Consider the following 25,234-nt stretch of genomic DNA (forward strand, 5'->3'; position numbering starts at 1 on the left):
CGCCGCGCCGGGGCCGACGGCGCGCGTCAGCCGAGCCGGTAAGCGCGCGTGACCGTGCCGCGGAACAGCGCGTCGCGCTCGTCCGGGCTCGCCTGCGCGGTCAGCCGCTTGAACGCATTCCAGCCGTTCACGAACGAATACGAGCCCTTGTCGACCGGGAAATTGCTCTCGAACATGCAGCGCCCGGGGCCGAACGCGTCGATGCAGGTCATCATCCACGGCTTCCACGTGTCGGCGAGCTGCGCGGAAGACGGCGGCCGTTCGCCCTTCTCGAAATCGAAACCGTTGATGCGCATCCCGAGCCCGCCGACCTTCACGTACACGTTCGGCAGTTGCGCGAGCGTGCGCATCGACGCCGACCAGCGCTCGAACACCTCCGGCCGCTTGTCCGCATAACTGGCGATCCGCACGACACCGCCGCAGTGATTGACGATGACGCGCGTATCGGGGTTCGCCTTCGCCAGCTCGAACAGTTCGGGCAGTTGCGGAAAGAACAGCCACGCGTCATACGACAGCCCGAGCGGCGCGAGCTGCGCGACGCCCGCGCGGTACGCGGGATCGAGCAGCAGCCCGCGCGGCACCGCCGACAGCGGATTGGCGAGCGTCGGATCGGCGTCCCAGGTCGTCAGGTGACGCACCCCGCGGAAGCGCCCGCGACCGGCTTCGAGATGCGCTTCGAGCACCTCGCGCACGCGTTCGCCGAGGCGCAGGTCCGCGTGGCCGACGATGCCTTTCGCGACCGCCACCGGGCCGTGCTGCAGCGGCTCGGTCACGCCGGCGACGTAGGCCGTCTCGCCCACCGGTTTCAGTTCGGCCGGGCCCGAGTCGCGATAGCGCGTCTGCGCCTGCATGTAGACGGACGCCTGGATGTTGTGGCCCGAGCGCGCATCCTGCAGATAGTCGTCGAGCATGTAGATCCAGCCCGGCCGCTCATAGAAATGATGATGCGCGTCGACGATCGGCAGGTCGGGCTCGAGCGCGGGTTCGAGCGCCGACGCGAGCCAGTCGGGGCGGACCGCGAGATAGTTGCTTTGCGTCGTCATGCGGGAGACTCCTTCCTGGGTGGCCGCGCGCGCCTTGGTGAACGCGGGCAGCGCGAGCGAGGCGGCGGCCGCGCCGAGCAGCCGGCGTCGCTTGATCGACATCGTCGTGTCCATGTCATTCGCTCCGGTCGAATGCAACCAGCGACAGCGTGAGCAGCGTCGTGATCGCGAGCACGATCGCGAGGCCGAGCATACCGGCGGTAAAGGTGCCGAAGCTGTCCTTCAGGTAGCCGACGAGATAAGGCCCCGCGAAGCCGCCGAGCGCGCCGATCGAGTTGATCAGTGCGAGCCCGCCGGCCGCGGCCTGGCCGGACAGGAAGCGCGACGGCAGCGTGTAGAAGATCGTGCGGCCGGCGATCGTGCCGATCAGCGCGAGCGTGATGCCGACGAGGGCCGGCCCGAGCGTCAGGAAGTGCGTCGACACGCCAAGCGCCACCGCGCCGATGAACAGCCCGATCGCCAGATTCGCAACCGGGCCGCCGCGCCGGTCCACGCGCTTCGCCCACCACAGCAGCGCGATGGTCGCGAAGAAGTACGGCACCGCGGACAGCCAGCCCGTCTGCATCGTCGACATGCCGTGCGCCTTCAGCATCTGCGGCAGCCAGATGCCGATCCCGTAGGACCCCATCGTGAAGCCGAACGAGATCAGCGCGAGCAGGTACACGCGCACGTCGCGCAGCGCGACGCCGAAGCGCTTCTTGCGGCCGGCGGCCGTGCCGTCGCGCTCGAACGCACGCTGCAGCGCCGCACGCTCGTCGTCGGACAGCCACGCGGCATGCGCCGGCGAATCGGACAGCAGCTTCAGCACGAGAAAACCGAGCGCGCACGCCGGCAGCCCTTCGACGATGAACATCCACTTCCAGCCGGCCAGCCCGAGCACGCCGTCGAGCTGCAGCAGCCACGTCGACAACGGACCGCCGATCAGCGACGACAGCGGCGTCGACACGGTGAACCACGCCAGCACGCGCGTGCGGTAGCTCGCCGGAAACCACACGGCAAGGAAGAAGATCACGCCCGGAAAGAATCCGGCTTCGCCGATGCCGAGCAGCAGCCGGATCGCGTAGAAACTCGTCGGCCCGGTCGCCAGCGCGGTCGCGGCCGCCATCAGCCCCCACGTGATCATGATGCGGGCGAGCCAGCGCCGCGCGCCGAAGCGGTACAGCGCGAGATTGCTCGGCACCTCGAACAAGCAGTAGCCGGCGAACATGATCCCCGCGCCCCAGCCGAACTGCGTCGCGGTCAGGCCGAGATCGCGGTTCATCGTGAGCGCCGCGAAGCCGACGCTCGTGCGGTCCAGGTAGTTGAAGAAGTACGCGAGCGCGAGCAGCGGAATGAAGCGCCACGCGGCCTTGCGCACGGCCCGTTGCTCGATCGACGCATCGGTCTCGCGATCGTCGGCCAGTGCCGGGGAAGCGGATGTCATGGTTGTCTCCGTGGAAGGGGCGGCCGCGCCCGTGCGTGGCACGGCCGGGACGCCTTTGTTCGTTCGATGAATCGCGGCCGCGCTACGCGCTCGCCAGTTCGTTCGGTGACGGCGCGCCGCCCGGCGCCGCATCGTCCGCGCCCTGCTGGCCCGCGACGACGCCGGCTTCGATCAGCGCACGCGCATCGTCCGGCGTATAGCCGAGCTCGCCGAGCAGCGCGCGCGTGTCCTGGCCGAGCGCCGGTGGTGCCGCGCGCAGCCGCAGGCGTTCGCCGGCAAGCGTCAGCGGCAGCAGCGCGGTGCGCGTGTCGACCGGCCGCCCGGCGCTGCTCGCGTCGGCCGGCAACGTCACGGCCTCGAGGCCGCCCGTGGCGAGCAGGTGCGGATCGTCGAACAGGTCCTGCGGTTTCGTGATCGGCGCGTACGGCAGGCCGTTCGATTCGAAGATCGCGCCGATCTCCGCGGCCGAATGCGGCGCGAGCCGCGCGCGCAATTCGGGCAGCAGCCACTCACGCGCCTGCACGCGCAGGTTGTTGGTCGCGAGGCGCGGATCGTCCTTCAGCGCGGCGAGGCCGAACGCATCGCAGAACAGCGCCCACTGCGTGTCCGATACGACCGCGAGAAAGATCTGTTCGTCATCCTTAACTGAAAACACGTCGTAGACGGCCCATGCGGAAATCCGGCTCGGCATCGGCGACGCGGCCTGCCCGGTCACCGCGAACTGCATCATGTGCTGCGCGACGAGGAACACGTTGTTCTCGAACAGCGAGCTCTGCACCTGCTGGCCGCGGCCGGTGCGTTCGCGCTGCGCGAGCGCGGCCATCGCGCCGATCGCGCCGAACATGCCGCCCATGATGTCGTTCACGCTCGCGCCCGCGCGCAGCGGCCGCCCTTCCGGGCCCGTCATGTATGCGAGGCCGCCCATCATCTGCACCACTTCGTCGAGCGCGGTGCGATGCTCGTACGGCCCCGGCAGGAAGCCCTTGTGCGACACGTACACGAGGCGCGGATTCAGCGAGAAGAGCGCCGGATAGCCGAGGCCGAGCCGGTCCATCGTGCCGCTCTTGAAGTTCTCGCTGAAGACGTCCGCGGTCGCGACGAGCCGCAGCACGATCTCCAGCCCGCGCGGATCCTTCACGTCGACCGCGAGGCTCTTCTTGTTGCGGTTGAACATCCCGAAGAAGCCCGCGCCGGAACCGCGCAGCGCGCGCGTGCTGTCCCCCGCGATCGGTTCGATCTTGATGACCTCCGCGCCGAGATCCGCGAGCAGCATTCCGCAGGTCGGGCCCATCACCATGTGCGTCATCTCGATCACGCGCGTGCCTGCGTACGGCAGCGTCGAAGCCGGTTGGTGGTCGTTCATTGCGCGACTCCCGTCAGGCATCCTTCCGGTTGCACCGCGCTCGGGGCGCGGCCGTCCGCGTAACGGAAGCCCTTCGGCAACCCGGCGTCCGGCACATGGCCGTACAACGCCTCGGCCGGCAGCGCCGCGTGCAGGATCGCGCGCGCGGCGAGCAGCGCGTCGACGTCGATACCCGTGTCGAATCCCATCGCCTCGAGCAGGAACACGAGATCCTCGGTGACGATGTTGCCGGTCGCACCCGGCGCATACGGGCAACCGCCGAGGCCGCCCTGGCTCGCGTCGATCGTCGTCACGCCCGCGTCGAGCGCCGCGACGACGTTCGCGAGCCCCTGCCCGCGCGTGTTGTGGAAATGCGCGCCGCCGGCCTTGTCGCCGACTTCGCGCTGCAGGCGCAGGAACAGCCGGCGCACCTGCGCCGGATTCGCATAGCCGCTCGTGTCGGACAGCCCGATCTCGTCGACGCCGCATTCGCCCATCGCCACCGCCATCGCGATCGTCTCGTCGTCGCTCACCGCGCCCGCGATCGTGCAGCCGAACGCGACCGACACGCCCGCCTCGATCTGCACCGACGGAAACCGCTCATTGCGCAGCGCGACGATCGCACGCACCTCGTCGATCATCTGCGCGGGCGTCTTGCGGATGTTCGCCAGCGAATGCGCTTCCGTGACCGAGACCGGCAGCGTCAGCTTGTGCACGCCGGCCTCGAATGCGCCCTCGGCGCCGCGCAGGTTCGGCGCGAGCGCGGCGACATGCAGCCCGGGAATCGCCAGCGCGTGCGCGACGACTTCGCGCACATCGGCCATCTGCGGCAACAGCTTCGCCGGCACGAACGAGCCGACCTCGATCTCGCGCAGGCCGGCCGCGGCCAGCGCCGTGATCCAGCGCAGCTTGCCGGCCGTCGGCATCACGGCCTGGATGCTCTGCAGGCCGTCGCGCGGCCCGACCTCGCTGACCAGCACCGTCGGATATTCGGAAACGCTCATTTGATACTCCATCGTTCTATCTGAAAGAACATTGTTCTGTTTGATAGAACTCTATGCGCGCATCGAATGGGCTGTAAGCGGGGTATACCCGTGAAATTGCGATTTTTTGGAACTTGAGTTCTGTCAGGCAGAACGATATAGTCGATCGATCATCCTCAGAAGGAAGCACGCAGTGCCCAAGACTCACACCGATCACGCCGGCAGCGAGCCCGATTCGCCGGCCGAAGAAGCGTCCAGCGGCGTCGCCGTGCTCGATCGCGCGTTCGCGATCCTCCGTGCGTTCGGGCCGACCGACGACCGGCTGTCGCTCGCGGAGCTGTCGCGCCGCACCGGGCTGTACAAGAGCACGATCCTGCGCCTGCTCACGGCGCTCGAACATGGCGGCTTCATGCGCAAGCTCGACGACGGCCAGTACGCGATCGGACACGAGCCGCTGCGGCTCGCCGCGCTGTATCAGCGTTCGTTCCGGGTCGGCCCGGTGGTCGAGCCGCTGCTCGAGACGCTGAGCCGCGAACTCGGCGAAACGGCGTCGTTCTACGTGCGCCAGGGCGACATGCGCTCGGTGCTGTACCGGGTCGAGCCCGCCCGTGCGGTGCGCGTGTCGATTCGGGTCGGCGAGGAGTTTCCGGTGCGCCAGGGCGCGTCCGGGAAGGTGCTGCTGGCGTTCACCGACATGCAGGATGCGCAATGGCACGACGTGCGCGAACAGCTGTGGGCCGCGTCGTACGGCGAGCGCGACCCGGAGACGGCGTCGGCATCCGTGCCCGTGTTCGGCGCCGCCGGCGAGTGCGTCGGTGCGCTGACCGTATCGGGCCCGAAATCGCGGCTCGCCGACGCACCGGCCATGGCGGCAGCGCTCGCGATGCTGTTGCCGCTCGCGCAGAAGGCGACCGTGGCGCTCGGCGGCTCGGGCGCACGCTACGACGCAGCAGCCGTGCGCGACAGCCTCGCGCGGCTCGCATCGCCAGCGGACCACGGCGACGCGGAGTCATAACCGGCAGCAGCGCGCGCCTGGCCACGCCACTGCGCGAAAGGCGGCCGCGTGCGACACTGGCCGCCGATGCATGCGTCGCGCGCCGCCTGCTGGCATGCCGCGCGAGCCACCGCCAACCAGCCACGCTTGAGGGCCGCCACCATGAACGCCGCGCGCACCGCTACCTGGTATTTCGATTTCGTTTCGCCGTTCGCCTATCTGCAGCAGGAACAATTCGACCGGTTGCCGGCCGCCGCCGCGTTCGAGCCGAAGCCCATCGTGCTCGGCGCACTGCTCGCCCACTGGGGCCAGAAAGCACCGGCCGAGATCGCGGCGAAACGCGTCTTCACCTATCGCCACGCGCAATACCGCGCGGACAAGCTCGGCATTGCGTTCCGGATGCCGCCCGCGCACCCGTTCAATCCGATCAAGCCGCTGCGCCTCGCGATCGCGATGGGCAATTCACTCGATGCGATTCAACGAATCTTTCGGCATATCTGGCGCGACGGCAACGACGTGTCGACGCCGGAAGGCTTCGCCGCGCTGTGCGAAGCGGTCGGCTTTCCGGAAGGCGTGACGGCCGTCGACGCCCAGCCGGTGAAGGACGCACTGCGTGCGAACACCGACGATGCGATCGCGCACGGCGTATTCGGCGTGCCGACCTTCGCACTCGACGGCGACCTGTTCTGGGGCGAGGATGCGACCGACATGTTCGCCGACTGCGCGACGTCGCGCGCGTGGCTCGATTCGCCCGAGGTGCGCCGCATCAGCGCGCTGCCCGAAGGGATCCGGCGCGGCTGAAGCCGCTGCGGCCGCCCGCCGCCCTCCGCTTGCGACACATCCCGCGTCAGAGGTCAGGTATCGCGCCCTTCGACGAGCCCCGGCACGGCCTCGCGCATCATCGCGACGAACCGCACGAGCCGCGACGGATAGAACTGCGCATGCGGGTAGGTCAGGTAGACGGGCAGCGGCGCGGCCTGCCACTCGGGCGCAAGATGAACGAGCTCGCCGCGCGCGAGGTGGTCGGCCAGCATCCATGACGAGCCGACGCACGCGCCCACCCCCAGCAGCGCCGCGCTGCGTAGCGCGTACAGGTTCGCGGTCGTGATACGCGGGCGAATCGCGATGCGGCGCGTCTCGCCCGTGACCGAATGCGTGAGCGCCAGCTCCGTGCGGTAGTAGGTGCGCAGCGCGAGCCACGGCAACCCGGCCAGCGCGTCGGGGTCGGCCGGTACGTCGGCGCCGTTCAGCACGGACGGCGCGGCGACCACGAAGCGCGGCACCTTCGAGAGCCGGATCGCGACCACGGCCGGATCGGTCGGCTCGCCCACCTGGATCGCGCAATCGATGCCGCTGCCGACGAAGTCCCGCACCTCGTCCTGCAGCAGCCACTCCACCGACACGCGCGGATAGTCGCGCAGAAACCGCGCGAGCGGCTCGACGAAACGCTCCTGACCGAACGCGTGCGGCACCGCGACCCGCAACAGCCCGTCGGGCTCCTCCTGCGCGCCGCGCAGATCGGCCTCGAACGCCGCCCAGTTCGCCAGCAGCTCCTTCGCGCGCTTGAAGCAGCGCTCGCCGTCGACGGTCAGCCGCATCGTGTGCGTGGTCCGCTGCAGCAGCCGCATGCCGAGCGAGCGTTCGAGCGCCTGCAGCCGCCGGCTGATCGTCGGCTGCGTCGTATGCAGTTGCGCGGCCGCGGCCGACAGGCTGCCGGCCTCGACTATGCGTACGAAGGTTTCCATCAGCTCGAAACGATAGCCGGCGCCGTCCACCGGCACCGCCTGAATGCGCGCAGACCCGCCAGCAGTGGGAGAGAAGGGAGATTTTTCGGTCATTCGTGGAGCGTATAACAAATCTGCGCAGGGCGGCACTACCGTGGCCGGCCGCATGCCGCCACACTCGCGTCCATTCCTTCATCGCAACCAGGATGCACGCCATGTCCACCCCGTCCCGTCTCGATGCCGCGCCCCGCGCCGCCCACGCCCCGGCCCACTCGGCGGCCACCCATTCGATGCCCGATCGCCGGCTCGTGCTGCTGCTCGCGGCCGCCGCCGGCCTCGGCGTCGCGCCGCTCTACTACGCGCAACCGATGCTCGGCGCGCTCGGGCCCGATCTCGGCGCATCGGCACGCGCGATCGGCTTCGTGCCGACGCTCACGCAGCTCGGCTATGCGCTCGGCATCCTGCTCCTCGCGCCGCTCGGCGACCGGTTCGACCGCCGCCGCGTGATCGTGACCAAGGCCGCGACGCTGGTCGTCGCGCTGCTGCTCGCCGCCATCGCGCCGTCGCTCGGGCTGCTGCTCGCGGCGAGCTTCGCGATCGGCCTCGCGGCGACGATGGCGCAGGACGTCGTACCGGCCGCCGCGACGCTCGCGCACGACGCGCATCGCGGCCGCATCGTCGGCACGGTGATGACGGGGCTGCTGCTCGGCATCCTGCTGTCGCGGGTCGTGGCCGGGTTCGTCGCGGAAACAGCCGGCTGGCGCGCGATGTTCGCGCTTGCGGCCGCCAGCGTCGCCGTGATCGGCGTCGTGGCCGCGCGCGGGCTGCCGCACTTCGAGCCGACCACGCGCCTGCCGTATCGCGCGCTGATCGGGTCGCTCGGCGCGTTGTGGCGCCAGCATCCGGCGCTGCGCCGCGCCGCACTCGCGCAGGGGCTGCTGGCCGTCGGGTTCAGCGCGTTCTGGTCGACGCTCGCGGTGATGCTGCACGGCGCGCCGTTCCACCTCGGCAGCGCAGCCGCGGGCGCGTTCGGCCTCGCAGGTGCGGCTGGTGCGCTGGCCGCGCCGATTGCCGGGCGCCTGGCCGACCATCACGGCCCCGAGCGCGTCACGCGCATCGGCATCGGCATCGCGACGGTGTCGTTCGCGTCAATGGCCGCCGCACCGTTGATGTCGGCGCATGCCCAGCTCGTGCTGCTCGCGGTCGCGACGATCGGCTTCGATCTCGGCGTGCAGGCCACGCTGATCGCGCACCAGGTGACCTGCCCCCCGCGTTTAGTACGGTGACGGTGTAGAGTCCGTTCCAGAGAGGAACGGCAATGAAAAAGCGATTCACTGAAGAACAAATCATCGGCATCTTGAAGGAAGCCGAAGCTGGCTTGAAGCCGGCGGAGTTGTGCCGCAAGTACGGCATCTCGGAAGCGACCTACTACAACTGGAAAGCGAAGTTCGGCGGGATGACGGTCTCCGATGCGCAGCGCCTGAAGGAACTGGAGCAGGAGAACAACAAGCTCAAGCGCCTGTTGGCCGAATCAATGCTCGACAACGCCGCGCTGAAGGACCTGCTGGCTCGAAAGTAGCAAGCCCGCAGGCCAAGCGCGAAGCGGTCCGGATATTGATGACCGAACGCGCCATGGGGGTTACCCGGGCCTGCGGGCTGGTAGGGATTTCGCGCTCGCTGTTCCACTACGAATCACGCCGCCGAGTTGACGACGAAGCGCTGACTGGCCGGATGATGGCCATCGCCGCGCAGAAGCGCCGCTACGGTTATCGCCGGATTCACGTGCTGTTGCAGCGGGATGGTTGCTTCGCCAACCACAAGCGCATCTGGCGCCTGTACAGCAAGGCGGGACTGAGCGTGCGCAAGCGGCGACGCAAGCGTATTGCGGCTGTCGAGCGCACGCCGCTGCCGTTACCAACAGGCCCGAATCAGAGCTGGTCGATGGACTTCGTTTCTGACGGGCTGGCCTATGGTCGGCGGTTTCGATGCCTGAACGTGGTCGACGACTACACGCGCGAGTGCTTGGCCATCGAGGTCGATACTTCGCTGCCGGGCTTACGAGTGCAGCAAGTGCTCGAGCGGCTCAAGGAGATGCGAGGCTTACCCGCATCCATCACGGTCGACAACGGGCCGGAGTTCGCTGGTAAGGTGCTGGATGCATGGGCCTACGAAGCCGGTGTCACGCTGTCGTTCATTCGGCCTGGCAAGCCGGTGGAAAATGCCTATATCGAGAGCTTCAACGGGCGGTTCCGAGATGAATGCCTGAACGAGCACTGGTTCGTGTCAATGCGCCACGCCAAGCGGCTGATTGAGGAATGGCGTATCGAGTACAACACCGAGCGGCCTCATAGTTCGCTCGGTTATCTGACACCCGTGCAGTTCGCCCGGGCGCACGATGCAAAGCAACAGTTTTTAACCTCGGACTCTAACTGCAGTCCGGACTAAAACCGGGGGCAGGTCACAGGCAATCGTCTACCGGATCGACCCCGCGTCGCGCAGCCGCCTCAACGCGGTGCTGTTCGTCGGCATGTTCATCGGGATGGCGGCCGGCGCCGCGATCGGCAGTTTGTTGCTTGCGCAACTAGGCTGGAATGCGGTGACCGGGCTGGCCGTCGTGACGTCGCTCGCCGCGCTCGCCGTGCGGATCTGGCGCCGCTGAAATTCCGCATCGCACGCACAAGGCGGGCAGGCCCACAGGGCTTGCCCGCCTTTTCTTTTATTTTCGATCGCCGCACGCATGACGCGGCGCAACCCGGCCGATTCGTGCGCATTCGGCACGAAAAGCTCCCATTCCGCGCACGGTCCGCACCCGCTCGAACGAATGTCCAGTTCAACCGATTATTTTTCCGGCGGCCGTGCGCATCGACGCGAAAACGTCGGACGATTCGACGCGCCCCGCCACATGGCGCTCGCCCATCCGGCCCCACCGCACAGCCCCGTTTTATCAGGGGATTCCCGGTATTTTTTCGCATTTTCTTCGAAATATCGGGTGACATACTTGCCCCCCGTTGCGCTCCGGTACGAGCGCGCCTTTCGATCCTGCCGGCCGCATGTCATGCGCTGAGCGTCCGCCCGGGTCGCACAGAACATGAACGATTTCGACACCCCGATCCAGACCTTCCTCACCCACATCACGTTCGGCCCGCTGATGAATCACGCGATCCGCGTGATCGCGGGCCTGTACACGTTCAAGGGCTTCGTGCTCATTCCCGTGCTGTGCTGGCTGTGGTTCCAGCCGGGCCCGAACCGCGAGCGGCAGCGCGAACTGGTCGTCGCGACGATCGCGAGCGGGCTCATCGCGCTCGCGATCGGCCGGCTGCTCGCGCAGGTGCTGCCGTTCCGCGTGCGGCCGATCTACAACCCCGACCTGCACCTGCACTTTCCGTCGGCAGGATTACGTGCAGCCACGCTGCAGGCATGGAGTTCGTTTCCGAGCGATCACGCGATGCTGTGGATGGCGATCGCCACCGGCATCTTCATCATCGCGCGCCGCGTCGGCGTGTTCGCGCTGCTGTACGCGGTCGTGTTCATCTGCGTGCCGCGTGCGTATCTCGGCTTTCACTACCCGACCGACCTGATCGCGGGCGCCGCGATCGGCATCGCGCTCGCGTGGCTGCTGACGCGCGATGCAATCCGCTCGCGCTTTGCGCCGCAGGTACTCGCGACGATCCAGCGCTTCCCCGCGCCCGCCTATACGCTCGCGTTCCTGCTGTGCTTCGAGCTGATCACGCAGTTCGACGAACTGCTGACGCTCGCGCAGTCGGCCACCCACACGATGTGACGAGGAGAGACCGCGATGCTGCCGCTGCTTACGTTCCGTCGCCCCGGCACGCGCTGCCGGCCCTGCGCGGCAACGTCGCGCCGCGCGACGGCCATGCCGATCAGTCGCGATCAGGCGCACCCAGCGGAAAGAACGGGCGAAACGGCCGCGCCTCGTCGACCGCGCGCGCGAACGACGGCCGCGCCAGCAGACGCCGGCGATACGCCAGCACGTTCGCGAACGACGGATCGATCCGGTGCGTCCAGTCCGCGTAGAACAGGAACGGCGCCGCGCCGCAGTCGGCGAGGCTGAAACGGTCGCCGGCCGCCCATTCGCGATCGGCCATCTTCTTGTCCAGCCACGCGTACGACGTCTCCAGCATCGCGCGCGCATCGGCCACCCCGCGCGCATCGCGCTCGGCCTCCGGCCGCAGCGCGTCGAACACGACCTTCTGCTGCGGCGTCGACACGTAGTTGTCGAAGAAACGATCCATCGTCCGCACCTCGAGCGCCGCGTGCGGATCGTCGGGCAGCAGGCGCACGGGGCCAGGATGGTTCAGGCCGAGATACTCGATGATGATCGACGCCTCGATCACCGTGCGGCCGGCATCGACGAGCACTGGAAAGCGCTTCAGCGGCCACAGCGCGGCCAGCTCCTGCATCGGCTTCGGATCGTCGTGCGCAAGCACGCGATACGCGAACGGCGTGCCGTTCTCGTACAGCGCGGTCAGCACCTTCTGGCAGTAGGACGAAAAGGGATGGGCGTAGAGCGTGGGCTTCATCGTGCGGTCTCTCTGGGTTTCGGCGCCGCGTGATGCGGCGCCACGTGATCGGATACCTTGACGACGAACGGCACGCGGCCGTTTCGACAGCGAGTCGGAATTTCTTTGTCGTGCGACTGGGGGCGTTACGACCGCCCGTCCATCACGACGCGCCCTTCGGCACGCCAGCGCAGCATTCCGCCGCCGAGATTCGCCACCGTGTCGAAACCGGCCTTCAGCAGAATGACGGTCGCCTGCGCGGATCGCCCGCCGGCCCGACACACGGTCACGACCGGCCGGTCGCGCGCGATCTCGCCGGCGCGCGCGGCCAGTTCGCCGAGCGGAATCGGCGTCGCGCCGGGCAGGTGGCCGAGCGGGCCGGTGAATTCGTCCGGCTCGCGCACGTCGACGACCTGCACCGCCGGCAGATGATCCTCGAGCCATTGCGGATCGATTTCCCAGAACCCGGCGAACGTATAGACGAGCGGCGCCCAGTCGGGCGCGGCCTGCTCATCGGGCGCGTTCGCGGCGACGCCGCATTGCAGGTTCGCCGGCACCGCGACGTCGATCTGGCGCGGATGCGCGAGCCCGAGGTTGCGCATGTAGCCCGCGAAATCGTCTTCGCTCAGGTCGCCGCCGAGACGCGGATTGAAGCGCCGTTCCTCGCCGACGCTCGTCACCGTGAGCCCGCGATAGTCGTGCGCCGGATACAGCAGGCACGCGGCCGGCAGCGTGAAGAGCCGGCCGTGCACCGCGCGATACAGCGCGCGCGGGTCGCCCTGCTGGAAGTCGGTACGGCCCGTGCCGCGGATCAGCAGGCAATCGCCGGTGAACGCCATCGATTCGTCGTCGAGCACGAGGCTGATGCAACCGCTCGTGTGGCCGGGCGTCGCGCGCACGGTCAGGTAGCGCGCGCCGAACGCGCAGCGGTCGCCGTCGTTCAGATAGCGGTCGGCACCCTGCGCGCCGCTCGCGGCCGAGATCGCGATCGTGCTGCCCGTGCGCTGCTTCAGCAGCCATGCGCCCGTCACGTGATCCGCATGCACGTGCGTGTCGACCGTCGCGACGAGCCGCAGCCCGAGCTCGTCGAGCAGCGCCGCGTCGCGGCGCACCTGCTCGAACACGGGGTCGATCAGCACCGCTTCGCGCGACGCGCTGTCGGCAAGCAGGTACGTGTACGTCGACGATTGCGGGTCGAAGAGTTGCCGGAAGATCATCGCGAAGTTGCTCCGTCGCTGGTTAAGGCTTGTTCGATGCGTACCTGATGCTGTGGTCCGGCCCGCGCCGCGACTGTCGCCGTCGCGCGGGCCGCCGCGTCGTGGTCGTGCATGGCCACCATCCGGCCGGCACGGTGCGGTCAACGCGGCTGCGCCACGTAGCGCAGGTACGGCTTCAACGTCCGGAAGCCGTCCGGGTACTTCTGCTTCGCCGCATCGTCCGACACCGACGTCGGAATGATGACATCGTCGCCGGGCTTCCAGTTCACCGGCGTCGCCACCGTATGCTTCGCGTTGAGCTGCAGCGCGTCGAGCAGGCGCAGCACCTCGTCGAAGTTGCGCCCCGCGCTCATCGGATAGACGAGCATCGCCTTGACCTTCTTGTCCGGCCCGATGATGAAGACCGAGCGAACCGTCGCGTTGTCGACCGCCGTGCGCGGGCCGCCGCTCGCATTCGGATGAATCATGTCGTACAGCTTCGCGACCTTCAGTTCGTCGTCGCCGATCAGCGGATAGTTGACAGCGTGCCCCTGCGTTTCGGCGATATCGGCCACCCACTTCCGGTGATCGCTGACCGGATCGATCGACAGCCCGATGATCTTCGTGTTGCGCTTGTCGAATTCCGGCTTGAGCCCGGCCATGTAGCCGAGTTCGGTCGTGCACACCGGCGTGAAATCCTTCGGATGGGAAAACAGGATCGCCCAGTGGTCGCCGATCCATTCATGAAAGCGGATCGTTCCCTCGGTGGTCTCCGCGGTGAAATCGGGCGCGTCCTCGCCTAGTCGAATCGACATGTTCGTCTCCGTGAAAGGGGAATCGTCACGACGCCCGCGCCGCGGCTTGCGCGACGCGCGATCGTCCGCGCGCGAAGGGCCGGCATGGCACATGCCGGGGTCCGCGCGTTCATACAGCGTAGGTCAAAATGCGCGCGCCACCGGTATCGAGCACACGGCGTGCTTGCGTAACGTGGCCCATTCCGACGATGAATGCGGCGCGGCAGAACCTTGCGCCGCTCCCGGCCGCCGGTACGTGCTGACTTACACTACCGGCTGTTCTCGTCTTACGTTCACAGGAATTCCACCGACATGTCGATGACGATCGACCACAGACAAAGACGTGTAAATCGTTGATCTTTAACCACTAGTCTCGCGCCGGTCAGAACGCAGCCTAAGTAGGCTTTGTTGATTTTATTGAGTTTCCGCACTATCGATCTTTGTTGCAGGCACAGCGTGGTCACAGTTTCCTCAATGGCTACTACGACCCGAATCGGACCGACAATTCTTGAGATAACGATCATTCGAACAGAGTCTGGATGACTCTCGCTTCGAGGTTCCCTCGATGTCGCGAGCGCAGATCGGAAGCTTGGCACTACCCGTTTGTGCTGAATCTTCCCTTCTCACTTGGAATCGCGCTTGGGTTCGGCTTCGGCTACACCATCATTTTGCGCCTTCACGTTTTCGTTGTGTTCCCTCTGCACCTCTTTGAGTGCGTCCAGTGTTTCTTCCACACTCGCGAGAGATTGTTTTAAGTCCGAGGCAGATTCGCTCACGTCTGCCGCAGCGAGGATAATAGAAGCAACAATCAAGGTCTGCATGAAAACGATCTCAAGCCCTGATACTTGATAATGCATAAGAACGTAATAGGCGCCTCGAAGCCAAGTCAGTATGCCGACGCCCGATAGCATGCCCCCAAAAAGTCTGCGCCATAGCGGCTTCGTGAGAACCGACAGTGAGCTTGTAACGCTCAAAATAAGGTAGGCGCCAAGCAGCACGGCGGCCCATACGAAAAAATGCACTGCACTTCTGAGCGCGGCATCGAGGTCGCCGATCTTCAACGTTGTGAGCGTAATCACAACGAGGACAGAGGTGCCAAATAATGCCGCAACAGCACGTTGAAGCGATTCACGGAGTTCGATGAAGTCACGGAGTGCCATCTTGGTCTCACTTGGATCTTATGTGTTGGCGATGGTACTACCCGGGCATCCTCGAGCGCATAGCGCGATAATTCGACTAGGAGCGGGCTCACGGCGTCTCGCCTCATCTGCAGCTTCCGACCCATCTCACACGCCCGTTTCGATCGGAAACAGCAATTCGCAACGGTCTATGGAGTTACGCGTGATCGCCCTGTCGCCGCGGTCACCAACCTCATATCAGTTCCCTTCAACCAAGGGAATCTTTCAGCGCCGCAGCAGTCCATTCTGCGAAATTCGCATAAGAGTACTTGCGCCCTGAATCATCCAGTACCAGCATCAATACGCGAGGGTCACCAGAGGCATCGTCCCCATCAAAGCATGCGATGTCGCCACGACCATCGTCGACCTTTGCAAATGGGATGAGGTTTCTACCGTCGTGTCTCCGAATTTGATAGGCGAGTCTACCCGCCTTGGAGTTCGCATCAACGAGCCACCACGGAGCAATTACGGGATACTTTCCTGTAGACGCGAATTCTCGAAATTTTGGAGGGTAGACGAAATCTCGTGGAAGTTCCTCGGCAGGATAAAGCTTGAATTTCGACATCAGGCTTCCCTCAAAATCCATAACAGTACCCGCCCCTATCTTCGCAAGATGCCACAGAATGTCACCAATCTGAAGGCGTGACTTCAAGGACCGGTTATGCCGAATGCGGTCGGCTGACGCCGCGCAACGTGTGACCGTCGCAGATCGCCCCGAAGCGGCCCCACGGCTACCGACCGCTTCTGGTCGACTGCAGACAGCGCGGTCAGGCACCGATTCTAGGGTCGGTTTGCTCTAAGGGCCGTTGTCTGCAAAGACAGCTTGCTATATCACGGCGTTCATATATGTGCACACAGCCAGCCCCCTTTTTGAGACTCGATGGCCTCATCTTACTCCTCGCAAAACAGTGTATTCATACAGTGCCTTGCTCGCATCATGATCTTGCCCCCATTCGACCCTCCTCAGTTTGACGCTATGTCGGAATGGTGGCGCACGTGCACGTACGCCGACGTCCATCGGCTGATTCTCGAAGTGCTACACCTGCGAATTACGCTGCGTGAAATGTGCACCCTGACCGGCAATGCCGCGAGAATGATCGCGTACCTCGATCGCGCCGACGAGCTGCAATACGCAGCCCCGCTGCGCCGCCTGTCAAACAAGATCGACAAGGAGATCACGCGAGCCGGACGTATGGGCAATCCGCGCGCATCCGTTGCCCCATTCTCCGACGAGTGGCGTGCACGCGAAGCCATGAAATGCAGGCTCCACGAGGTCCCCGGCGAACCTGAAGAACGGCTACCCCGGCTCGTTCGCGCTCGACCAGCTCCGCCGCATGATTGAGGGTGCTCGCTTCGATTGACAATAGTTGACCGACTGCGAGACCGCCAACAATCAGCCCTTCTCGCGGAAATGGTAAATTCATACAAAAACCACACCTACGAGAGAACATATGGCCCGAGCCATGATTTGCGTCGGCGACACGACGACGCATGGCGGCCGCGTGCTGGAGGGCAGCGCGACCGCGACCATTGATGGAAAACCCATTGCCGGCGTCGGACACAAGGTGCTTTGCCCGCAGTGCAAAGGCGTCTTTCCGATCCTGCCGACTGGGCGGCAATACTCGCACACGTTCGACGGGCGAGAAACCGCCATCGAGGGCATGAAAACCGCGTGCGGAGCGACGCTGATCGCATCGCAGTCGTCGGCAACGTTCGATGACGTCGGATCGGGCAAAGCGACGACTGGCGGCGCAAGTGCCGCCGTCGCAGCAACTGCTGCAGCGCTCGCTCCTTCTCCGACGCTCTGTCTCGAATGTCTGAAGGCTGCGGCCGAGAACGCCGCGACGATGATCGCGCGCGGGTAGCACATGACCGAAAACTCGATCGAAGCTTTCTTCTTCAAGCGGCAACAGCAGTTGACCATGCAGGTGCATCTCTATGCGCTTGTCGACGGCCTGCTTTATGCCAACGCGGCCAATGGGTCTGCTCCTCAACGATCGCAGTCGGCCATAGCAGTATTCGACGGTACGCAGGACGCGTCACTCGCCGACGCCGGACCATGGCTTTTTGCCTACGAGCGCGCGACCGGTGATATCCGACGAACGCTTTCCAAAATGGCCAGCAGCTCCACTGGCGTGTCCTGGCTGATCAGCGCTTATCCGATCGAATCACTCGCTGACGAGCTGCGCAGCCGCCTCGACGTTCGCTTGCCGGACGGAAGCACTGCACTCTTTCGCTTCTACGATGCCCGCATCATGGCCGACTTGGCGTCGCTGATGGAATTCACGCAGCGCATGCAGTTCTTCGTCCCAACATTCAACTGGCTCGTCGAAACAAACGGAAAACTGAAGGGAGTACACCCGCATGCTTGAGCTGACGAGCGAACAGGTTGCCGGACTTGCCGAGATCGATGCGCGCGGATATGTCGAATGCACCCGACAGGATCTCGTCAAAGCAGACCCAAAGTTGGCCGACGACGGCACCCTACCCACGCGCCTTTGGAGCGCATATATCGCTGCTCGACAGTTCGGCATTCAATCCGACGAGAACGTCGCGGCGTTTCTTCGAATCGAGGCATACGCTCCGAGGTTTTACGAGAGGCCGGCCACACGCGCGTGGCTGACTCGGCCCGGGCGCTCGCCCGACGAACGGTTTCACGATTACCTACGCGTCATGAAATGGCGCGTCGAACATCAAAACAACAAGGAAGGGGCTCAGCATGTCGGGATTCTTGGTACCGGCGATCGAAGCGGCGATAGTGGAACTTGGACCAGTCTTGGCTCGCGCTGGAACCGCCTTATTGGGCGGGGCCGCAGTGGCCGGGACGGCTAGTCTGCCTGGAGACACACCGAAAGACTCGAGTAAGGCGGAGCCTGCCGTCCGTGCTATCCCACGTACAGGAGAGAGCTGCAAGAAGTGCCCGCCTGAGGCAGGGGGAATGCAACGCCGCAACTGGAGCATGAGTCACAACTCCCGAGAGTATCAAGGGCGAATTACGGGGTTCCCCTATAGCCTTGAAGAAGCCTGGAGCATGGAGTGGGTCTGGCAGCGCGACTTCGACGGCTTTCGACCGGAAAGCTGTTTGCTGATCGAAGCGAAGGCAAAGTACGACCAGTTCTTGAACAGGGACGATGTACCGTACACCAAGACCTTTGATGAAATGGAGGAGCAGGCTGCTGGTCAGGCCGCGGTTGTGGATGATCATCCTCCTGCGAGGTTGAAATGGTATTTTCAGACGGAGCGGACTTGGAACTACATGAGATTGCCGCTTAAGCGTCTTAAAGTCGATTCAGAATGGGTGCCCTGACAAACATGGAAATAGTCACGCAATTTCGTAGCCCTGCCGATTTCGCCCCGCTTGGCGATTTTGCGGCTCATCTCGTCCGTCTATGGCCGGTGGTTGAAGCCATGTCACGCGAGGACGAACGTCTGGGGCAGTGGTGGTTGAAGGCAGATACCGAGGAAGAAGCCCGTCTGTATCCCATGTATGAAGCGCCTGGCATACCTTCGACAGCCGTTTTGGCAGTCTTGGCGCAACGGTACGAAAAAAAGATGGACCTTCCTAAAGTATTTGGCTTCTGGAATGGTCAGATGGACGCGGCCAACAGCGCGAGGCTGAAGTTAGCTATAGATGCGAAGAGGCGGCCCAGTGAGGTTGAAATTGGGCTACCGGCATTGAATGCAGTTTCGGCGGACGAGCATAGCTATGAGGGCGTGGCTAAGATCGTGTCCGCGATGGTCTCGGTTTATGACCCGATGTATGTCTCTGTTTCGCCACGAGAGTATTTTCCCCGGCAGGTGTTTGATGACAAGCCGGGCGTTGGCTGGATGCTGTATCTCCCGAAGGTTCTCACGACTCAGCAAGTCCCGGAAGCACGCGAATTGATTCCAGTTCCCGATGCCGGCCGTAAGCAGACTGGGACGATCATTGTGAGCGTCGCTGACGCCGTTTTTTCAGCGGACAACGCCGAACACGTCGAGGTTGCCAACCGTATTGAGATCCGGCTCGTCGATCAGGACCTTCTGCCCGCGTTCGCTGACCTGTAACCACGGTGCCGGCGCGAAAGGATGCTCGAATATGCCGCCGGCCACCCTGTTTTTTCGAGACCGCTCGGCCTCTGGTTGCCGCGCTACTTCGGCAAATTGGTTTGCGCGTCCCCGATCAACACGTCGTAACTGACCTCGCACTGCCTCCCGGCGATGCCGCACTGGTCAGCGATCCTCGCCAACTCTCCAACGTCGAGAATTTTCGATTCGACGATGTCCGGCACACCTGGGCTAGCTGGCACGTTCAGAATGGCACACCGCTTGAGCGACTAAAGGACCTGGGTGGATGGTGTAGTTACGAGATGGTTCTCCGGTATGCACATCTAGCGCCGGACCATCTGGCACAACGTACCGAATCGGTCACAGTTTGGTCCCAACGTGGGACCGATTTCCGTGTCACACTCGATCGCCACGCATCATGATCGGCCGCAACGCCATAACTAGAAAGGCTTCATCGTTTTGAGTATCGCAATCTGTCTTGGGCTATCTGACATATGTCGATGACGATCGATCCGAAGCAGGCTGCCGCGCTGCTGGCCGTCGCCGACACGGGCAGCTTCGAGCAGGCCGCCGTGCGCCTGCACGTGACCGCGTCCGCCGTCACGCAGCGGGTCCGCGCGCTGGAGGCGAGCCTCGGCACGCCGCTGGTGCTGCGCACGCGGCCGTGCCGCCCGACGGTGGCCGGGCAACGCGTGCTGCAGCACCTGCGCCGCGTCGCGCTGCTGCAGGCCGACCTGCAGAGCACGCTCGCGACCGAGCGCGAATCGCCGATCTCGGTGACGATCGCGCTCAATTCGGACAGCCTCGGCACGTGGTTTCTGCCGGCGCTGACGTCCGTGCTCGCTGGCGAGCGCATCCTGTTCGAGCTGATCGTCGAAGATCAGGACCACACGTTCGCGTTGCTCGAAAGCGGGATGGCGGTCGGCTGCGTGACGACCGAGCCGAAGCCGATGCGCGGCTGCCTCGCGACGCCGCTCGGCACGATGCGCTACCGGCTGCTCGCCGCCGCCGCGTTCGCGGTGCGCTGGTTTCCGCGCGGGCTGAACCGCACGAGCGCGCGCAAGGCGCCCGTCGTCGCGTATTCGCGGCGCGATACGCTGCAGTCGTCGTTCCTGAAGGAGAAGTTCGGGTTGCCCGAAGGCGCGTACCCGTGCCACTACGTGCCGGGCACCCATTCGCACTTCGCGGCGGTGCGGCACGGGCTCGGCTACGCGATGGTGCCGGAGCCGCTGATCGGCAGCGCACCGCTCGACACGCAGGGGCTCGTCGATCTCGCGCCCGCGCATCCGACCGACGTCACGCTGTACTGGCACGCGTGGACCGTGCAGTCGCCGACGATGGCGTCGTTGTCCGAGCGGGTCGTCGAAGCGGCGCGGCGGCTGCTCGCGCCGCTGCCGTAACGCGTGTTTGAGCGGCACGGCAGCTGCGGTATGCGGTATGCGGTGTGCGGTGTGCGGTATGCGGTGTGCGGTGTGCGGTGTGCGGTGTGCGGTGTGCGGTGTGCGGTGTGCGGTGTGCGGTGTGCGGTGTGCGGTGTGCGGTGTGCGGCAAGAGTAACGACGAGAATCCCCGCCGCGCCGCCTATACTTTTTCCATCGGCCTGGCGAACGCGCCGCGCGGCCGATCACGCCTATCCGGCCGCGCCCTTTCCCGCAAGGAGAACGTCATGTCTCGCCGCTACATCGATTGCCGCGAGTTTCCCAGCACGATGAATTGCTCGGTCGCGATTTCTGCCGACTCCGACAACGAACTGCTGGAGGCCGCCGTGCAACATGCGGTCCAGGTTCACCAGCACACCGACAGCGCCGAACTGCGCACGCAACTGCAAGCGCTGTTCCACGACGGCACACCGCCCGCCGATGCACCCCGGCAAGCATGATCCGCCGGCTCGCCCGATATCGACAGACGGGTTGCCCCATCGCCCCGTCGCCTCTCCGCCCCCTGCTTCGCGCCACATCGGCCGGCGTCCCCGCCGGCCGGCGTATTCCAGCTTATGCGCGGCGTTGCGCGAAATACGCACCGACCGCGTCGATGAACGTATCGATGTCCGCACGCGACACGTCGCAGTGCGTGACGAAGCGCGACGCGTACAGCATCTGCGTGAGGATCCCGCGTTCCTTGAGCCACGCCTCGAGCGGCGCGCAATCGGCTTCGGGGAATTGCGCGAACACCATGTTCGTCGCGTGCGACAGCACCTTCACGGTGTCGATGCGGGCGAGGCCTTCGGCGAGATGCGCGGCATTCGCGTGATCGTCCGCGAGCCGCTCGACATTGTGGTCGAGCGCATACAGGCAGGCCGCCGCGAGAATGCCCGACTGCCGCATCCCGCCGCCGAGCACCTTGCGCCAGCGCTGCGCGCGCTCGATCAGCGCACGGTTGCCGACCAGCACCGAGCCGACCGGCGCGCCGAGCCCTTTCGAAAAGCAGATCGACACGCTGTCGAACGGCGCGCCCAGCTCGGCGATCGAACGGCCCGACGCGACGGCCGCGTTGCATACGCGCGCGCCGTCGAGGTGCAGCGACAACCCGCGGCTGCGCGCGAACGTGGTGGCTTCCTGCACATAGCCTTCCGGCAAAACCTGGCCGCCGATCGTGTTTTCGAGCGCGAGCAGGCGCGTGCGGGCGAAGTGATTGTCGAGCGGCTTGATCGCCGCGGCGATCTTCGCGAGCGGCAGCGTGCCGTCCGGCGCGTTCTCGATCGGCTGCGGCTGGATGCTGCCCAGCACGGCCGCGCCGCCGCCTTCGTACTTGTAGGTGTGCGCGAGCTGGCCGACGATGTACTCGTCGCCGCGCTCGCAATGGGCCATCAGCGCGGCCAGGTTGCTCTGCGTGCCGCTCGGAAAGAACAGGCCGGCCTCCTTGCCGGCCCGCTCGGCCGTCACCGCCTGCAGGCGCAGCACGGTCGGGTCGTCACCCCATACGTCGTCGCCGGTTTCGGCGGCAGTCATCGCGGCCAGCATTGCCTGGCTCGGACGTGTCACGGTATCGCTGCGTAAATCGATCATCGCTGAGTCCTGGGTAAACGCGGACCGGAACCGATGCGTCCGGCCCTGCCGAAACGAGACTCAGAGTGTACGCAATTCATGCAGCGCGTGCGTATCGACGGTCGATGCGCGCAGGGCTCACCGGCGCACGTGCGCGCGATGCCGTACGACGCCGTCCGGGCCGCCGTCAGTAGCGCGGCGGCGGCGGTTGAACGCCCGCCGGCGGCATCGGCGGCGCCGCGCGCGGTGCGCCCCCATATCCGCCCCCGCCATACCCGCCACCGCCGCCGCCGCTCATCCCGCCCGGCACCGGCACGCGGTTGCCGGTCGCGTACATGCATTGCAGGTAGCCATAGTCGTAGCGGCGCTGGATATCGTAGGCCGAGCCTTGCGCCGCACCGGCGCCGACCACGCTGCCCGCGAGCAGCCCCGCGCCCGCGCCGACAGCCGCACCCGTGCCGCCGTTGAACGCCGCGCCGGCCGCCGCACCCAGTGCGGTGCCGACGGCCGCGCTGCCGACCGCGCTCGCGGTCGACGCCTGCCCGGCGCTCACGCCGCCCGCTTGCTCGAACGCGTATTGGCGGCAGTTCGCATCGTCGGCGCGGAACTGGTCGAACGACTTGCCGGTGCCCGGCAGCGCCATCAGGCTCGGCCCGGTCGGCATGTATGCGCACGCGCCGAGCAGGCCGGCCAGCGCCAGCGCGACCGGCACGCGCCGCGGTCGAAATACGGATTTCATCGTCGCGCCTCCGTCACTGCGGCCGCGCCGGCACCGATCGCCAGCCCGACTTGCAGGTCTTCACATACGGGTAGTAATGCTTCGACGCGTCGCAGTAGTACCAGAGGTTCGCGTCGCCTTCGTCCTGCGGTTGCCCCTTCTCGACGTACTCGGGCGGCGGCCCCGGATCGACGGGCACGGCGACGACGGGCGGCGGGTAGTAGTAAGGCGCGGGGACGACGGGGTAGTAATACGGGTAGCCGGGGCCGATATAGACCCCGACCCGGGCGGCATGCGCGACGCCGCCCGTCGCGATCGCCGCTGCGGCCACCGCGCCCAGTGCGAGCTTCAATCCATTCACGTCACGTTCTCCGGCTGGCGGTTCGTCGATGCGAACCCACATCCCGAACGCTACGCCGCGCGCGATCCGTCATCCATTACGGGCCGGCGCGCCAATGTTGCGCGGCGTTACCCATGTGACAGCCGCCATCGGCCGCGGCCCGCCGGCACGACCGCGTGCGTTACGCGATAACGCACTGAAACGGAACGGCTGCGCGCGGTCGCCGTGACGCGCGGTGTCACCCAACGTTGGCGCCCGCGCCCAACCGTTCCGATGACGCGACGCGCCATATTGCCGCACGTGCGTCAGACCGCCACGCCGCGGCCGCGCGCATCACAAGCAGCCTTCTTGATACGAATCAACGATTTACCCCGGAAATGCGCGCGACGGGCTGGACATCTGCGACGAGTTGGCGCATTTCGCGGTGCAACATCGCGGCCCATACTCCAGCCAACCCCGACGCCCGTCTGCCGGGGTCCGCCGGCACCCGCCGGCGGGTATCGTCAGCCTCGGTCAACTGGTATGGACACCGCTCTTTCGGCCCTCGATCTGGCCCGCCTGCAATTCGCGTTCACCGTCTCCTTTCACATCGTCTTTCCGGCGCTGAGCATTGGTCTCGCCAGCTTCATCGCCGTGCTCGAATATCGCTGGCTGAAAACCGGCAAGCAGTACTACAAAACCCTCTGCCTGTTCTGGTCGAAGATCTTCGCGGTCGCGTTCGGGATGGGCGTCGTCTCCGGCGTCGTGATGAGCTACCAGTTCGGCACGAACTGGTCGGGCTTCTCGAGCTTCGCGGGCGCCGTCACCGGGCCGCTGCTGATGTACGAGGTCATGACCGCGTTCTTCCTCGAGGCCGGCTTCCTCGGCATCATGCTGTTCGGCTGGAACCGCGTGAGCCCGCGCGCGCACTTCGGCGCGACGCTGATGGTCGCGATCGGCACGCTGATCTCGACGTTCTGGATCCTCGCGTCGAACAGCTGGATGCAGACGCCGCAGGGCTTCGAGATCGTCGACGGCCGCGTCGTGCCGACCGACTGGTTCGCGATCATCTTCAATCCGTCGTTCCCGTACCGCCTGTTCCACATGGCGATCGCCGCGTTCATCGTCGCCGCGCTGGTCGTGGCCGCGACCGGCGCGTGGCACCTGCTGAAGGGCCGCCGCGACAAGGGCGTTAAGAAGATGTTCTCGATGGCGCTGTGGCTGCTGCTGGTACTCGCGCCGCTGCAGGCCGTGATCGGCGACCAGCACGGCATCAACACGCTGAAGCACCAGCCGGCGAAGATCGCCGCGATCGAAGGGCTGTGGGAAACGGAAAAGGGCGGTACCGCGCTCAACCTGTTCGGCATCCCTGACATGCAGGCGGAAACGACCCGCTACGCGGTGAAGGTGCCGCACCTCGGCAGCCTGATCCTCACGCACAGCTGGGACGGCGAGATCCGCGGCCTGAAGGAATTCCCGCCGGAAGACCGCCCGAATTCGACGGTCGTGTTCTGGAGCTTCCGGATCATGGTCGGCCTCGGCTTCGCGATGATCGGCCTCGCCGCGCTCGCGTGGTTCCTGCGCCGCCGCGGCCGCCTGTATGAATCGAAGTGGTTCCAGCGCTTCGCGCTCGTGATGGGCCCGACCGGCTTCGTGTCGCTGCTCGCGGGCTGGGTGACGACCGAAGCGGGCCGCCAGCCGTGGGTCGTGTATGGCGTGATGCGTACCGCGCATGCGGTATCGCCGCTGTCGGTGCAGCAGGTCAGCCTGTCGATGATGACGTTCGTGATCGTGTACTTCCTCGTGTTCGGCACCGGCGTGTACTACATGCTGAAGCTGATGAAGGCGGGCCCAGCGCTGCCCGACGTGAAGCACGACGACACGCCCGACACGCGCCCCGACCACACCGCGCGCCGCCCGATGTCGGCCGTCGACGAGCCGCTCGAGACCGTCTGAGCCCACTCTTTTC

At 65.8% G+C, this 25,234-nt stretch carries 26 protein-coding genes and 3 pseudogenes; 16 read left to right on the top strand and 13 right to left on the bottom strand.

From position 1 onward, the window contains the following. Positions 1–26 precede the first annotated feature (26 nt). The 4 genes from CFB41_RS30295 to CFB41_RS30310 form a co-directional block, all read right to left on the bottom strand. Positions 27–1,157, bottom strand: coding sequence for an amidohydrolase (locus CFB41_RS30295; protein WP_089459138.1), 1,131 nt, complete (start codon positions 1,155–1,157; stop codon positions 27–29). Position 1,158: 1 nt separating this feature from the next. Further along, entirely contained in the window at positions 1,159–2,466 is a 1,308-nt protein-coding gene (locus CFB41_RS30300) for an MFS transporter (protein WP_089459139.1), read from the bottom strand. Between the two features lie 82 nt (positions 2,467–2,548). Then, entirely contained in the window at positions 2,549–3,829 is a 1,281-nt protein-coding gene (locus tag CFB41_RS30305) for a CaiB/BaiF CoA-transferase family protein (protein ID WP_089459140.1), read from the bottom strand. Continuing rightward, complete coding sequence (locus CFB41_RS30310) at positions 3,826–4,812, bottom strand: hydroxymethylglutaryl-CoA lyase (protein ID WP_089459288.1); 987 nt, start codon at positions 4,810–4,812, stop codon at positions 3,826–3,828. The genes CFB41_RS30305 and CFB41_RS30310 overlap by 4 nt, the downstream gene beginning before the upstream one ends. Before the next feature lie 172 nt (positions 4,813–4,984). On the opposite strand from CFB41_RS30310, the gene CFB41_RS30315 reads away from it, so the two are divergent. After that, positions 4,985–5,806, top strand: coding sequence for an IclR family transcriptional regulator (locus CFB41_RS30315; protein ID WP_089459141.1), 822 nt, complete (start codon positions 4,985–4,987; stop codon positions 5,804–5,806). Positions 5,807–5,947: 141 nt separating this feature from the next. Beyond that, positions 5,948–6,586, top strand: coding sequence for a 2-hydroxychromene-2-carboxylate isomerase (locus tag CFB41_RS30320; RefSeq protein ID WP_089441465.1), 639 nt, complete (start codon positions 5,948–5,950; stop codon positions 6,584–6,586). A 53-nt stretch (positions 6,587–6,639) separates the two neighbouring features. Here the strand turns inward: CFB41_RS30320 and CFB41_RS30325 are convergent, their stop codons facing one another. Beyond that, positions 6,640–7,623 (bottom strand): LysR family transcriptional regulator, encoded by a 984-nt coding sequence (locus tag CFB41_RS30325; RefSeq protein ID WP_089459142.1) that lies wholly within the window; start codon positions 7,621–7,623, stop codon positions 6,640–6,642. 101 nt (positions 7,624–7,724) lie between these two features. Between CFB41_RS30325 and CFB41_RS30330 the strand changes: the two are divergent. The 4 genes and pseudogenes from CFB41_RS30330 to CFB41_RS30345 form a co-directional block, all read left to right on the top strand. Further along, positions 7,725–8,768, top strand: a pseudogene (locus tag CFB41_RS30330) (MFS transporter); the annotation flags it as partial. A gap of 59 nt (positions 8,769–8,827) precedes the next feature. Further along, positions 8,828–9,954 (top strand): IS3 family transposase gene (locus tag CFB41_RS30335; protein ID WP_089456894.1). Its coding sequence is split into 2 segments (ribosomal slippage): positions 8,828–9,068 and positions 9,068–9,954, totalling 1,128 coding nucleotides; the frame shifts between segments, so codons are not numbered across the junction. A 16-nt stretch (positions 9,955–9,970) separates the two neighbouring features. After that, positions 9,971–10,168, top strand: a pseudogene (locus CFB41_RS30340) (MFS transporter); the annotation flags it as partial. 429 nt (positions 10,169–10,597) lie between these two features. After that, complete coding sequence (locus CFB41_RS30345) at positions 10,598–11,290, top strand: phosphatase PAP2 family protein (RefSeq protein ID WP_089459143.1); 693 nt, start codon at positions 10,598–10,600, stop codon at positions 11,288–11,290. A gap of 100 nt (positions 11,291–11,390) precedes the next feature. Here the strand turns inward: CFB41_RS30345 and CFB41_RS30350 are convergent, their stop codons facing one another. The 5 genes from CFB41_RS30350 to CFB41_RS39010 all read right to left on the bottom strand — a co-directional run bounded on the left by CFB41_RS30350 (position 11,391) and on the right by CFB41_RS39010 (position 15,972). Continuing rightward, positions 11,391–12,050 carry a glutathione S-transferase family protein gene (locus CFB41_RS30350; protein ID WP_089441461.1) on the bottom strand — a complete coding sequence of 220 codons (660 nt, stop codon included), beginning with the start codon at positions 12,048–12,050 and terminating at the stop codon, positions 11,391–11,393. A 125-nt stretch (positions 12,051–12,175) separates the two neighbouring features. Then, positions 12,176–13,246 (bottom strand): MBL fold metallo-hydrolase, encoded by a 1,071-nt coding sequence (locus CFB41_RS30355; protein ID WP_089459144.1) that lies wholly within the window; start codon positions 13,244–13,246, stop codon positions 12,176–12,178. A 140-nt stretch (positions 13,247–13,386) separates the two neighbouring features. Continuing rightward, complete coding sequence (locus tag CFB41_RS30360; protein WP_089459289.1) at positions 13,387–14,040, bottom strand: peroxiredoxin; 654 nt, start codon at positions 14,038–14,040, stop codon at positions 13,387–13,389. Between the two features lie 602 nt (positions 14,041–14,642). Beyond that, positions 14,643–15,179 carry a hypothetical protein gene (locus CFB41_RS30365; RefSeq protein ID WP_089459145.1) on the bottom strand — a complete coding sequence of 179 codons (537 nt, stop codon included), beginning with the start codon at positions 15,177–15,179 and terminating at the stop codon, positions 14,643–14,645. A 226-nt stretch (positions 15,180–15,405) separates the two neighbouring features. Continuing rightward, on the bottom strand, positions 15,406–15,972 hold the full coding sequence (locus CFB41_RS39010; protein WP_373558633.1) for an SMI1/KNR4 family protein: 567 nt from the start codon (positions 15,970–15,972) through the stop codon (positions 15,406–15,408). 105 nt (positions 15,973–16,077) lie between these two features. Between CFB41_RS39010 and CFB41_RS30370 the strand changes: the two genes are divergently transcribed. The 9 genes and pseudogenes from CFB41_RS30370 (at position 16,078) to CFB41_RS30415 (ending at position 21,123) form a co-directional block, all read left to right on the top strand. Further along, on the top strand, positions 16,078–16,539 hold the full coding sequence (locus CFB41_RS30370) for a hypothetical protein (RefSeq protein WP_105771049.1): 462 nt from the start codon (positions 16,078–16,080) through the stop codon (positions 16,537–16,539). A gap of 109 nt (positions 16,540–16,648) precedes the next feature. Further along, complete coding sequence (locus tag CFB41_RS30375) at positions 16,649–17,062, top strand: PAAR domain-containing protein (RefSeq protein WP_089459147.1); 414 nt, start codon at positions 16,649–16,651, stop codon at positions 17,060–17,062. A gap of 3 nt (positions 17,063–17,065) precedes the next feature. Continuing rightward, the gene (locus CFB41_RS30380; protein ID WP_089459148.1) at positions 17,066–17,569 is read left to right on the top strand and encodes a DUF4123 domain-containing protein; all 504 of its coding nucleotides are present in this window, start codon (positions 17,066–17,068) and stop codon (positions 17,567–17,569) included. Beyond that, positions 17,562–18,029 carry a hypothetical protein gene (locus CFB41_RS30385; RefSeq protein ID WP_089459290.1) on the top strand — a complete coding sequence of 156 codons (468 nt, stop codon included), beginning with the start codon at positions 17,562–17,564 and terminating at the stop codon, positions 18,027–18,029. Before CFB41_RS30380 ends, CFB41_RS30385 begins: the two co-directional genes overlap by 8 nt. A gap of 106 nt (positions 18,030–18,135) precedes the next feature. After that, complete coding sequence (locus CFB41_RS38900) at positions 18,136–18,504, top strand: Tox-REase-5 domain-containing protein (RefSeq protein ID WP_306427075.1); 369 nt, start codon at positions 18,136–18,138, stop codon at positions 18,502–18,504. Further along, positions 18,492–19,244 (top strand): immunity 52 family protein, encoded by a 753-nt coding sequence (locus CFB41_RS30395; protein WP_256941295.1) that lies wholly within the window; start codon positions 18,492–18,494, stop codon positions 19,242–19,244. The genes CFB41_RS38900 and CFB41_RS30395 overlap by 13 nt, the downstream gene beginning before the upstream one ends. Before the next feature lie 200 nt (positions 19,245–19,444). Beyond that, positions 19,445–19,666: pseudogene (locus CFB41_RS30400) on the top strand (tyrosine-type recombinase/integrase); the annotation flags it as partial. Between the two features lie 72 nt (positions 19,667–19,738). Beyond that, entirely contained in the window at positions 19,739–20,644 is a 906-nt protein-coding gene (locus tag CFB41_RS30405; protein ID WP_046548680.1) for an HTH-type transcriptional regulator ArgP, read from the top strand. A gap of 266 nt (positions 20,645–20,910) precedes the next feature. Further along, complete coding sequence (locus CFB41_RS30415; RefSeq protein ID WP_089441457.1) at positions 20,911–21,123, top strand: DUF1059 domain-containing protein; 213 nt, start codon at positions 20,911–20,913, stop codon at positions 21,121–21,123. Positions 21,124–21,235: 112 nt separating this feature from the next. Here the strand turns inward: CFB41_RS30415 and ltaE are convergent, their stop codons facing one another. The 3 genes from ltaE to CFB41_RS30430 all read right to left on the bottom strand — a co-directional run bounded on the left by ltaE (position 21,236) and on the right by CFB41_RS30430 (position 23,307). Beyond that, a complete protein-coding gene (gene ltaE / locus CFB41_RS30420; RefSeq protein ID WP_089441456.1) occupies positions 21,236–22,249 on the bottom strand; it encodes a low-specificity L-threonine aldolase in 1,014 nt (337 codons plus the stop codon). A 166-nt stretch (positions 22,250–22,415) separates the two neighbouring features. Then, entirely contained in the window at positions 22,416–22,967 is a 552-nt protein-coding gene (locus CFB41_RS30425) for a YMGG-like glycine zipper-containing protein (RefSeq protein ID WP_089459151.1), read from the bottom strand. Between the two features lie 13 nt (positions 22,968–22,980). Then, positions 22,981–23,307 carry a hypothetical protein gene (locus CFB41_RS30430; RefSeq protein WP_089459293.1) on the bottom strand — a complete coding sequence of 109 codons (327 nt, stop codon included), beginning with the start codon at positions 23,305–23,307 and terminating at the stop codon, positions 22,981–22,983. Between the two features lie 501 nt (positions 23,308–23,808). Between CFB41_RS30430 and CFB41_RS30435 the strand changes: the two genes are divergently transcribed. Continuing rightward, positions 23,809–25,221, top strand: a complete 1,413-nt coding sequence (locus CFB41_RS30435) for a cytochrome ubiquinol oxidase subunit I (RefSeq protein ID WP_089448586.1) — start codon at positions 23,809–23,811, stop codon at positions 25,219–25,221. Positions 25,222–25,234 lie beyond the last annotated feature (13 nt).

Source organism: Burkholderia sp. AU33803 (assembly GCF_002223095.1).
Taxonomy (GTDB): Bacteria; Pseudomonadota; Gammaproteobacteria; order Burkholderiales; family Burkholderiaceae; genus Burkholderia.